This window comes from Thalassovita sp. (assembly GCF_034670005.1).
Taxonomy (GTDB): Bacteria; Pseudomonadota; Alphaproteobacteria; order Rhodobacterales; family Rhodobacteraceae; genus Thalassobius.
In genome coordinates this window covers 133357-144306 of the sequence record NZ_JAXMOH010000011.1, presented here as the reverse complement: position 1 = coordinate 144306, position 10950 = coordinate 133357, and the positions used below count along the sequence as shown (strand labels likewise).

12 protein-coding genes are annotated in these 10950 nt (G+C 59.2%); all 12 read right to left on the bottom strand.

Going from position 1 to position 10950, the window contains the following annotated elements:
* Positions 1–312: 312 nt before the first annotated feature.
* The 12 genes from VOI23_RS18595 to VOI23_RS16450 all read right to left on the bottom strand — a co-directional run bounded on the left by VOI23_RS18595 (position 313) and on the right by VOI23_RS16450 (position 10907).
* A complete protein-coding gene (locus VOI23_RS18595; RefSeq protein ID WP_416376542.1) occupies positions 313–417 on the bottom strand; it encodes a helix-turn-helix domain-containing protein in 105 nt (34 codons plus the stop codon).
* A 116-nt stretch (positions 418–533) separates the two neighbouring features.
* The gene (locus VOI23_RS16500; RefSeq protein ID WP_323786072.1) at positions 534–1490 is read right to left on the bottom strand and encodes a CobW family GTP-binding protein; all 957 of its coding nucleotides are present in this window, start codon (positions 1488–1490) and stop codon (positions 534–536) included.
* Positions 1487–1792, bottom strand: a complete 306-nt coding sequence (locus VOI23_RS16495; protein ID WP_323786071.1) for a hypothetical protein — start codon at positions 1790–1792, stop codon at positions 1487–1489. Before VOI23_RS16495 ends, VOI23_RS16500 begins: the two co-directional genes overlap by 4 nt.
* 58 nt (positions 1793–1850) lie before the next feature.
* On the bottom strand, positions 1851–2753 hold the full coding sequence (locus VOI23_RS16490) for a polysaccharide deacetylase (protein WP_323786070.1): 903 nt from the start codon (positions 2751–2753) through the stop codon (positions 1851–1853).
* Between the two features lie 46 nt (positions 2754–2799).
* Positions 2800–4152 carry an amidase gene (locus tag VOI23_RS16485; RefSeq protein ID WP_323786069.1) on the bottom strand — a complete coding sequence of 451 codons (1353 nt, stop codon included), beginning with the start codon at positions 4150–4152 and terminating at the stop codon, positions 2800–2802.
* A gap of 11 nt (positions 4153–4163) precedes the next feature.
* Positions 4164–5270, bottom strand: coding sequence for an ABC transporter ATP-binding protein (locus VOI23_RS16480; RefSeq protein WP_323786068.1), 1107 nt, complete (start codon positions 5268–5270; stop codon positions 4164–4166).
* Positions 5271–5343: 73 nt separating this feature from the next.
* Positions 5344–6561 (bottom strand): substrate-binding domain-containing protein, encoded by a 1218-nt coding sequence (locus VOI23_RS16475; RefSeq protein ID WP_323786067.1) that lies wholly within the window; start codon positions 6559–6561, stop codon positions 5344–5346.
* A gap of 65 nt (positions 6562–6626) precedes the next feature.
* The gene (locus tag VOI23_RS16470; protein ID WP_323786066.1) at positions 6627–7382 is read right to left on the bottom strand and encodes an SDR family NAD(P)-dependent oxidoreductase; all 756 of its coding nucleotides are present in this window, start codon (positions 7380–7382) and stop codon (positions 6627–6629) included.
* Entirely contained in the window at positions 7379–8095 is a 717-nt protein-coding gene (locus tag VOI23_RS16465; RefSeq protein ID WP_323786065.1) for an SDR family NAD(P)-dependent oxidoreductase, read from the bottom strand. Before VOI23_RS16465 ends, VOI23_RS16470 begins: the two co-directional genes overlap by 4 nt.
* Positions 8092–8943 carry an ABC transporter permease gene (locus tag VOI23_RS16460; protein WP_323786064.1) on the bottom strand — a complete coding sequence of 284 codons (852 nt, stop codon included), beginning with the start codon at positions 8941–8943 and terminating at the stop codon, positions 8092–8094. Before VOI23_RS16460 ends, VOI23_RS16465 begins: the two co-directional genes overlap by 4 nt.
* Positions 8944–8946: 3 nt before the next feature.
* Positions 8947–9813 carry an ABC transporter permease gene (locus tag VOI23_RS16455; RefSeq protein ID WP_323786063.1) on the bottom strand — a complete coding sequence of 289 codons (867 nt, stop codon included), beginning with the start codon at positions 9811–9813 and terminating at the stop codon, positions 8947–8949.
* Positions 9810–10907 (bottom strand): ABC transporter ATP-binding protein, encoded by a 1098-nt coding sequence (locus VOI23_RS16450; RefSeq protein ID WP_323786062.1) that lies wholly within the window; start codon positions 10905–10907, stop codon positions 9810–9812. The genes VOI23_RS16455 and VOI23_RS16450 overlap by 4 nt, the downstream gene beginning before the upstream one ends.
* Positions 10908–10950 lie beyond the last annotated feature (43 nt).

Sequence of the window (10950 nt, the reverse complement as noted above, 5' to 3'; positions counted from 1 at the left end):
TTGTAAAGGGAATGCGTGCTCACGCCCAGCCGCCGGGAAACCTCCCGAACCGGATAGCCCCGCACCGTGATCCCCCTCTCATTGATTGCTGCGCAATCAACTGCCGGTCAAGGGATGCACCGCATCGAACTTGAAATCGTCACTGTAATTGCTTGTCCCCATGTTGGCCTCCTTGCCTCAAAACTAGGGGGCAAAGCGTCTACAAATCTAGGGGCACCTCACTATTCAGACCGACAGTTCCCGGGTCGTCAGCGCCTCATGTTCCGGCGCGAACTCGATGAGATCGTCGCGCCGGTCATGGGGAATCCGGTTTCAGACCGACCCTGGCCGAGGCGAGCGATCTGCCAGGGCATCAATGCCGCCTTCGACGTAGCGGTCATACCAGCGGTAGAATGTGGTGCGCGGGATACCCAGCATATCGAGGGGGCACATCTGTCAGCACGACAGACGCCGGCCAAGCTGGGCATCCCCCGCACGACGCGCTTGCCCGAAATGACACCGAGGAATATGAAATCCAGATGATATGCACTAACCTAGGCGTGGGTGAAATATTCCAGCGAGCGTTGCAAGTCTTGCGACGTATAACTTCGGCCAATGAACACCACCTGATTTTCGTTCCTTGTCACCTCGGGCGGCAACAGTTCTGGCGGCTGCACGGATTTGCGCACAGTCTGAAGCAGCAGCGGCCCGGCAGGTGTATCAATCACACCTTTCACCCGTACCAGATCGTCGCCGCGTGCGAATAGAAGTGCGGACAGCCAAACGGAAAAGGTGGCCCAATCCACGTCGGGGCCAATCGTGATCCGCGTGGGGGTGATGGGCGCGCTATCGCCAATCAGGTCAGGCAAATCAATCGGTTTGGCATCCGGCAAATCGTCCAACGCGAAAGGTTGGCCTTTCACCGCGGCCTCAATGTTGGCGGCGGGGTTCAACTGCTTGGCTGTCGCCACGACAGTGGCAAGCTGGGGAGGTGACACAGCGTCGGCCTTGGTTACGATGATGCGGTCTGCGGCTTCGATTTGCAGGCGGCTTAGATGTTCGGTGGCAAGCTGGTCGGCGGCATTCGACGCATCCACCAGTACGATAATTTCCGCCACGCGGATGTGATGGACAAGGACACTATCCTCGCGGATCGCGCTTAGGATCGCGGCGGGATCGGCAAGCCCGCTGGTTTCCAGAACAATCTGGTCGATTTTCCTATTGTCCGAATGTTCGCGGCTGCGGGTATCGATGATGCTTCGCAACGCCGCGATCAAATCCGCCTTTCCGGTGCAACAGGCGCAGCCTCCTGCCAGCATGGTTATTCCGGTCGCTTGCGCGGAAAGCAAGGTGTCGTCAACGGGTGTTTCTGCCGCCTCGTTGACCAGAATATGGGTATGTCCGAAGGCACCTTTGAACAGTTGGTGGCGCAGCCATGTTGTCTTGCCGGACCCGAGATATCCGCCAAGGATGGTCATCCGCAACCGGCCATCGTTTGCGGTGCGGGTCATGCGCGCGGGGCGGGCGCGCTGGTAAAGCGGGCATCCAGCGGGTCAAGCGGATGGCCCAGCTGCTTTTCGGCTTCGGCCCAGACGGCCTCCAGATCCGGTAAAAGTGTGGTGCGTCCGGTGAATGAAGCAAGCGCAAAGCCGGGGCCGTGGCCCGGTGGGCGGGCGGTAAACCCATAGCCTGCCAGTATTCTATTCAAGATTTTGGCGCGGCTCATTTGCAATCGCAGCCGGTCACCCGCGTTATCCGCGCCAGCATCGGTCCAGTGACCCGGACGGGTAGGAAAGCCACAAGCGTTGCACATCTGGAACCTCGTTCGTGTTGGAATGGGGCGGCGCAGTCATGCGCCGCCCCAAGATGCATCAGATCACTTCGGGGCGCTTGTCGCCGTCGAAGGGGAAGCGCGCGCGGAAGTCGTCGGCGATGGTGTTGAAATCAACCCACTCCACACCGGAATGCGTGTTGATATAGTCGATCAGCCGTTCCAACATCAGCAGTACCTGAGGACGCCCTGCGACATCGGGGTGAATGGTGATCGGGAACACGCCATATTCCATTTCACGGTAGACCCAGTCGAACTGGTCTTTCCACAGTTGTTCAATGTCGCGCGGGCTGACAAAGCCGTGGCTGTTCGGCGCGTTCTTGATGAACATCATCGGCGGCAGGTCATCCACGTACCAGTTCGCGCCAATATCAACGAGGTCGATTTCCTTGCCGTGCTTCAGCGGATGCATCCATTCGGCTGCGGTTTTGGAATAGTCGATTACGTTCCATTCGTCGCCGACACGGGCATAGAATGGCTGGAAGTCCCGGTAGCTTTGGCTGTGGTCATAGGAAAAGCCGTATTTGCCCAAGAGCGCGGCAGTTACATTGGACATTTCCCACCAAGGTGCAACATAGCCCTTGGGCGCTTCGCCGGTCAGGCCCTTGATCAGTTCGATGGACTTGACCAGAACGTCCTCTTCCTGCGACGGGGTCATGGCGACGGGGTTTTCATGCATGTAGCCATGCGCGCCAATCTCGTGGCCCGCTTCGACGATCATATCCATCTCTTTGGGGAAGGTTTCCAAGGAGTGGCCGGGAATGAAGAACGAGGTGCGCATGTCGTATTTCTTGAACAGGCGCAGAAGGCGGGGAATGCCGACCTCGGTCGCAAAGATACCGCGCTGAATATCATTGGGAGAGTCGCCCCCACCATAAGAGCCGATCTGGCCCGCAACGGAATCGATGTCGGTGCCAAAAGCACAGTAGATTTTCTTGGTCATGTTTTCTCTCCTTGTTGAGTGAGCGTCGAAGGTTTGGAGGAGCGGGTTAGCCGCGAATAATTTCCTCGCAGCCCAGTGCAGCGGCCATCAATCTGGTGTCGTGGCCGGTGGGTGCAGACATGAGAAAGCCGGTCGGCATACCGTCGGTATCCGTGCCATTCGGGATCGACACGCCGCACCAGTCCAGGAAATTCCCCAACGAGGTGTTGCGCAGGGTCAGGCCATTGTGGCGGAAGAACACATCTTGATCGGCTTCCAGCGGCCCAATGTCCATCGCGGTGGTGGCGGTGGTTGGGCACAGAACAATGGCATCACCTATCGCGGCGGCGGTCGTCGCCATCAGGCGGACGCGGGCCTGTTGCAGGATCAGAAGATCCACCGCGTTCATCTCTTCGGCCTGAAGGATACGGGCGACGACGCGGGCATCCATTCGTGCCGCGTCAGGGCCATATACGCGGTCCTTGTGAATAGTCAGCGCCTCGGCCCCGGCTAGAAATCCGTGGCGGCTCATAAGGTCGATGATTTCGCGAAGTTGAGGCAGTGCGATGCGGCGGACCCGTGCGCCTGCGGCTTCCAGTCTGGCGACTGTCGCGTCGAAATTGGTGGCCACGTTGGGGGCCAGCGCGTCGAGCAGGACGTCGTCAGGAATTACGAAGTTCAATGTCGCAGGATCTGCGGCCTGTGCATCGGGGGCATCGCGCCCGCGCAGCACGGCGTCGAACAGCGCACAATCGGCAACTGTATGGGCCAGCGGGCCAATGGTGTCGAGCGATTGGGCAAGCGGAAACACACCTGCCATTGGGTGGCGCCCGGCAGAGGTTTTGTAGCCCACAACCCCGTTGAAAGACGCCGGAATGCGCACCGATCCGCCCGTGTCCGACCCCATCGACAAGGGCACGATACCCGCCGAGACCACCACGCCAGACGCCGACGATGATCCGCCGGGCGCGCGTGTCTGGCCCTTGGGGCTGTGGACGTTGCGCGGCGTGCCGTAATGCGGGTTCAACCCGATGCCGGAATAGGCGAATTCGGTCATGTTGACGGTGCCGGTCGTGACCAGACCTGCGCGATGCGCTGTGGCGACTACGGGGGCGTCTTGAGCCGCAGGCGGGTCGTTCTTTGTGACCACGGCACCGGCGGTTGTAACCCGCCCACGCAGATCGAACAGGTCTTTCCACGCCATCGGCACGCCATCAAGGGGGCTGGCAGGCAGACCTGCCTGCCAGCGCAGCCGCGCGGCCTGCGCTTCGGCCATGGCGCGGTCTTGCATCTTTTCGATGTAGATCGCGTCGTCACCGTGGGCCGTAATGCGGGCGAACACCTCTTCGGTCAGGTTGACCGGATCAAGGCGCCCTTTACGCAGACCTTCTGCCATTTCTACCGCTGTTGCATGTGCCATGGCGGGTTTCCTTACTGGTCGATGACGGTTGCGTTGCGGGACCGCCAGGCGACATAGGCGCGCCCGCCCGCCTTCAAGCGGTTGCGGTATTTGTCCACGTGCCCTTCGACGTTGATGGTCTGACCGTCGTCGAACCGGACGACCATGTTCATGATGTGACCAACGATCTGAAGTCGCTCGATGGTGCAGGGGATCGTGTTAGACCCGAAATCGGCGCGGATTTCCGCATCCGGCATGTCTTCAGGCAACAGATCGACCGCTTCAGCGGGCAGGACGATGCTCATCTTGCGGTCGGTGTGCGCGTCGATACCGGCACGGTTGGTGCCAGCCAGCGGGCCAAAGGCCGTGTCCAGCATGACCACTTCGCCGTCGCAGCTTTTCACTGTTCCCGGAAGAATGGTGTTGGACCCGATGAAGCGTGCAACGAATTGGCTGCTGGGGCGTGTGTACAGCTCGCGCGGGGGGCTGATCTGTTCGACGCGGCCTGCGTTCATCACCACGATACGGTCAGACAGGGCAAGCGCCTCGGACTGGGCGTGGGTGACAAAGACAAAGGTGATGCCCAAATCGCGTTGAAGCAGTTTCAGTTCGTTCTGAATGCTTTTGCGCAGGTTGGCGTCCAGTGCGCCCAGCGGTTCGTCCAGTAGCAGGATGTCGGGTTCCACAACCAGCGACCGGGCCAATGCGATCCGTTGGCGTTGGCCGCCCGACAGGCGCGCGGTTGGCATCTCGGCAATATCAAGCAGACCAAGCTTTTCCAGAATGCCGTCAACCTTGCGGTCGGCCTCTGCGCGGGGAATGCCCTTTACGCCAAGTCCGAAATGCACGTTCTGACGCACGTTCATATGCGGGAAAAGCGCGTAGTTCTGAAAGATCATCGAGGTGGGGCGCTTTTCGGGCAACTGGTCGTTCACACGTTTGCCGCGGATCATCAGATCGCCAGATGTTACCGATTCAAAGCCTGAAATCATCCGTAGAGTCGTGGACTTACCGCAGCCCGATGGCCCGAGAAATGCGATGAATTCACCTTTTTCAACATCAAGGTTGAAGTCGATAACGGCCGGTGTCCCGTTGTCATAGGTCTTGTGGACATGGGTGAGTTGAAGATCATAGGCCAAGGCGGGCACGTCCTTTTCATGGAAAGAAAGGGTAGGTGGGTCCAGCCGCGTTATCGGCTGGACCCGCTTTGATTTACGCTGACAGGAACTCGTCCCATTTGCGGATCAAGAGGTCATATTCATCCGGCCACTGGTGCCAGTAAGCGACGTTTGCCGCGCGGGTTTCCAGAGAACCGCCATCGCGCAGGTCGCCCTCTTTGATGCCACGTTCGGGGGCGCCGACCCAAGGCTTGCCTTCGTACCAGAAGGCGTATTTGTCGGGATCCATCACGTTTTTCACGTTGGTCGTGGGCGAATAGTAGCCCTGCTCGGACACGGCGATTGCGGGCGGGCCGGACAGCCAGTAATCAGCATAGGCCGCGACCGCTTCGAGGTTCGGTGAGGTCTTGAGCGGGGAAACCCCGATCGCCCAGCCGCGATAGCCGCTTTTCATCGTCGCATAGGAACATTCAACGCCCTGTGCCTTGACCGCCATAACGGCAGGCTGCCACGCATCTGCGATGACCATCTCGCCCGAAGCAAGAAGGTTAACCAGTTCACCAAAATCGCCCCAAAGTGCGCGGAACTGACCTTCTTTCTTCTTTGAAATAAGGAATTTGGCCGCTTCTTCGATGGATGCGGCGTCTGGATTCCCAGGGTTCGACACTTCCAGCAGGCCCAGTTCGTTCATCGCCAGAACGGCCTGGCCGAATGCGATCAGCGGGTCAACGTTCAGGCCGGTCTTGCCTTTGAACTTGGGATCAAAAAGCGCGGACCAGTTCGAGGCTTCTTCCGCGTCCACAAGGTCAGGGCGATAGCCGATGGAGTCGTAGTTATAGACCGTGGGCACCATGTTCAGGCGCTTCTGGCTTTCGTCTTCCCAGATCTGGCCGACAATCTGACGGTTGAGGTCCCAGCGGTCCGACGGCTTGGTAAAGGTGTCGCGGATGCCAGCCCAGTTTTTCAGATCGCTGGCAGGCACGGGGGCCAGTTTGTCCGTAGCGACCATGGCCGCCAGACGTTCGCCGATGATTTCCCAGCAATCATAAGCATCCGACCCCGACAGGATTTCAGTCTGCGTGTTGGGGAAAATGTCGGCCTTGCCGCTGACGGCGCCAATGCCCGATTTTTCCTTGAAGTCGTTGAGAATGCGTTCTTGCACCGTCACCGACAGCCCGACTGTGCGCAGTTCCTGATTGGCCAGACCTGCGGCAAAGGCTTGTTGCCCACCCATAAACGGCATCCCGGTGGAAGCCATCGCGGCTCCGGCCGCCGTAGTCTTTAGAAAGTTGCGTCTTGAGAAACTTGTCATTTGTCTTCTCCTTGTTGAGGTCGTTTTGTTTTTCGTAGTTGGGAAGGTTGCCCTTCCTTGCGTGTTCAGTAGCGCCCGACCAAAAGCCCTCCATCCACTGCAATGACTTGACCCGTCAGATACCGCGCGGCGTCAGAGGCAAGGAACGCCACCACATCGGCGATGTCATCGGGTTGGCCGATCCGGCCAAGCGGGACGATATCGCCCACCGTTTTGGCACCTTCGGGCCCGAGAGAATGTTTTTCCGACAAAAGCTGCGCGGTGCGGATGTAACCGGGGGCGACCCCGTTGACGCGGATGCCACTACGCCCCAGTTCAACCGCCAGCCCACGCACCAAGCCGACCACGCCGGCCTTGGCGGAAGAATAATGTACGTGTTCGTCCCAGCCGTAGGCGACGCCCATGATCGAGGAAAGGCAAACGATCGCGCCCTTGCCGCGGGCTTTCATGCCTGCCGCTGCCGGGCGGATTACGCGCAGCATACCCTTCAGGTCGATATCAAACGTTTGGTCCCACTTTTCGTCGGTCAGCTGTTCCAGCGGCACGCGGTGTGCGATGCCTGCGTTCGCAACGATCGTGTCGATACCGCCGAAGCGTTTTTCGATGTCTTTCACCACGGCGTTGGCACGGTCGGTGTCGCGCACGTCAAGGTGCTGAAACTCCGCCGCACCGCCTGCTTTGCGGATTTCCTGAGCGACGTTGCGGCCTTCGTCCTCAAGCACATCGGTGACGACCACATGATCGCCGCGTGCAGCCAAAGTGCGAGCCGCGGCCTTTCCGATTCCAATTCCGGCACCCGTAATCAAAGCAACAGAGGTCATAGCATCACATCTCCTGAATTGGGGCTCAGGGTTTGCCCCACATAAATCTTCGCGGCGTCCGAACACAGGAAGGCGACCGTTTCCGCCACGTCCTCTGGCTCGCCAAAACGGCCCAGCGGCAGTTCGGCGGCTTTGGCCGCGCGCCAGTCGTCTGACAGCGCGCGTACCAGCGGTGTGTTGATCGGGCCGGGGGCCACTGCATTAACCCGCACGCCTTGGGTGGACACCTCGCGGGCAAGCGCCTTTGTCATGCCAATAATGCCCGCCTTGGCGGCAGAGTAATGCACTAGTTCGATCCCGCCGATTTGACCCAGCTGCGAGGCCATATTGACCACGCATCCCTTGCCAGCGGCGATCATTGCGGGCAGCACGGCGTGCGTGCAGAGGAACGTCCCGCGCAGATGCACCGCGATCATCTTGTCGAAATCTGCGGCGGTTAGATCGGTGAACCGTGCCTGATGGACATGGCCCGCGTTGTTGACCAAATGTGTCGGAGCGCCGTATGCGGAGGTGCATTCCGCCACCATGCGCGTCACATCGGCTTCGTTGGACACGTCGCCCTGCACGGCAAGCCCGCCGGTTTCGGCTGCGACCGCTTTGGCCGCGTCGCCGTTGAAGTCGTTGATCACAACCTGATAGCCTTGCGCGGCTAGATTTTGCGCTACAGCGCGGCCAATTCCGGACCCCGCGCCGGTAACGATAACGATGCTCACGCTATGTCCTCCTGCATCGCCATTTTCTTGGTGCGACGCACACTGAGGCCCATCAAGATGCCGTAGACCGCCAGAAGGGCAAAGGAAAACAGGGTGGTCATCACGCCGAAGGCAAAGATGTTCGGGTGAATTTCAACCGAGAACGTCCCGTAGATCGCCAGCGGCAGCGTTTGATCGCGGCCCGACGCGAACAGCGTGCGGGGGAATTCATCAAGGCTCAGCGTGAAGGCGAACAGCATGGCCGACAGCACGCCGGGGAAAATCAGGGGAAAGGTCACTTTGCGGAAGGTGCGCGCCGGCGAAACGCCCAGCGACCACGCTGCCTCTTCCACCGAGGCGTCGAACCGGTTGAGGATGGCCAACATCACCAGAAAGGCGAAGGGGAAGGTGTAGACCACATGCGCGACGAAGGCCGTGCTCCACCAGTGACGTTCGATCCCGACCACGTTGTTGGCCAAAAGCGAAGTGCCAAGCCCTGTTAGTACGCCGGGCACCATCATGCCCAACACGATGAGGTAGAACACCACGCTTGCGCCGCGGAACCGGCGGCGGAATGCTTGTGCCGCCATGACGCCCAGCACGGTCGATGTCACCATCGTCATGAACGCCAGTATCAGGGAGCGCACAAGCGCTTCGCCCACGGGAAGGGGCGCGATACGCGACGGGGGGGTCATGCCGAACAGGTGCCGATACCAGTATGTCGACCATTCGATGATCGGGAATTGCGGCCCGCCCTCTGGTCCTTGCTGGAACGAGATGATGCCAAGCACGATGAACGGCCCATAAAGAAACAGGATGAACAGTGCGACATAAACGCCGAGAATGGGTTTGAGTACCTTGGACTCCATGGCTCAAAGCTCCCTTTTCAGATCGACGATGCGCAGGAAGCCCGCCACGACGATGCCCAGAAGAATGGTCAGGATGACCCCGACGACCGACGCCATCGCCCATTTGAGCGAGCCGACTTGCGTCACGATAATGTTGCCCAGCAGGTTTACCTTGCGGCCCGAAAGTGCGCCTGAGGTCGCGAATTCGCCCAGAACCATCACGCTGACAAAGATTGCACCAACCACCACGCCGGGCAGGCTGAGTGGAAAGATGATCTTCCAAAAAATGCGCCCGAAACTTGCGCCAAGATCGCGGGCCGCTTCGATGATGTTGCGGTCAATGCGGCCAAGCATGAAGGCGATCGGGCCGACCATGAACACGACATAGATCTGGGTCATGCCGATTACGACCGATAGTTCCGAAAACAAAAGCACTTCGATCGGGGCGTCGATCAGTCCTATTTTTTGCAAGATGATGTTGATCGCACCCTCCTTGCCCAGCATTGGCCGCCAGGCCAGAACGCGGATCAGGAAAGAGGTCCAGAAGGGGATCACGCACAGTACCAGCAGCACGGTGGAAACGGTTTTGCTTTTGACAAGCAACCCGACATATAGCGCGGCGGGGTAGCCGATGATGAAGGTCAGCGACAGAACGATCAGCCAAAGCCGGATCGTCGTCCAAAGTGCGCCCACATAAGCATCGGACGAGAAGAAGTTCCGCCAGCTTTCCAGCGTCAGGGTGGAATTGATAGCAAATGTCGTCTGTGTCCAGAAGGACACGTAGACGATCATCATGATCGGGGCCACGAGGAACAGGAGCATCCAGACGACGCCGGGGGCGAGCAGTTTGAACGTCGGTGATTTTTGCTTGGTGACGGTATCGGCGCTCATGCTGCGGCCTCCTTGCCGAATACGATGGCGTGCGCCGGATCCCAAGACAGGACATAGTCTTGCCCCACCTCCAGATTGCGCGGTTCGCCAAAGCTGAGATGGTGATCAACCTCGACCGTTTTGTGGTCAGCGGTTTCGAATAGGAACATGATCGAAGAACCGAGGTATTCGCTGGCCAGGAAACGGGCGGGCAGGGCGGGGCCGGGCAATGCGGCGCCGGGCAATGCGGCGCCCTTGTCGAAGATTTGCGTACGGTCATAACGGATCGCGTAGACATCGCGATCATTCGCGCGGGCGGCGGGTGCTGCAACCTTGCCGAAGGGGCCAGTAAACTTGCCGCCTTTGAACGATCCGTCAAACAGGTTGAACCGATTCAGGAACAGCGCCACGTCAGAGCTTTGGGGCGTGTCGTAAATTTGTTCTGGTGTGCCAAACTGTACTATCTTGCCCGCGTCCAACACGGCCACAGTATCGCCCATGGCAAGCGCCTCTGTCTCGCTGCCGGTGACATGTAAAAAGGTCACATCCAGTTTTTCACGGATGGAACGCAGTTCGGTTTGCATCCGTTCACGCAAGTTTGCATCCAACGCGCCAAGCGGTTCGTCCAGCAGTACCAGTTTGGGCCGCATGACCAGTGAACGGGCCAGTGCGACACGCTGCTTCTGACCGCCGGAAATCTGATCGGGGGAACGGTTTTCCAGGCCCTCGAGGCCGACGATTTCGATCGTTTCCTGTACACGGCTTTGAATTTCGTCCGAAGGAACGTGTTCAGTTCCGTTTCGCAGCCCGAAGGCCACGTTTTCGAACACGCTGAGATGCGGAAACAGGGCGAAGTTTTGAAAGACAAACCCGATGCCACGTTGGTGCGCGGGCAGGTCGGTGATGTCGCGACCCAGAAACCGGACGCGGCCTGATTCTGGCTTTTCAAACCCCGCGATGACGCGAAGCAGGCTGGTTTTCCCAGCTCCGGATGGCCCCAAAAGCGAGATATATTCGTTGTTCTGCGCAACGAAATCGACGTGATCGAGCGCAGTCAGTTCGCCGTATCGGCGCGTCACGCCTTCAAGTTGGAAGATAGGTTCACTGTGCGTCATTCGACCCTCGTTAGTTGTGAAGACAGACCATTATTTCCAAGCA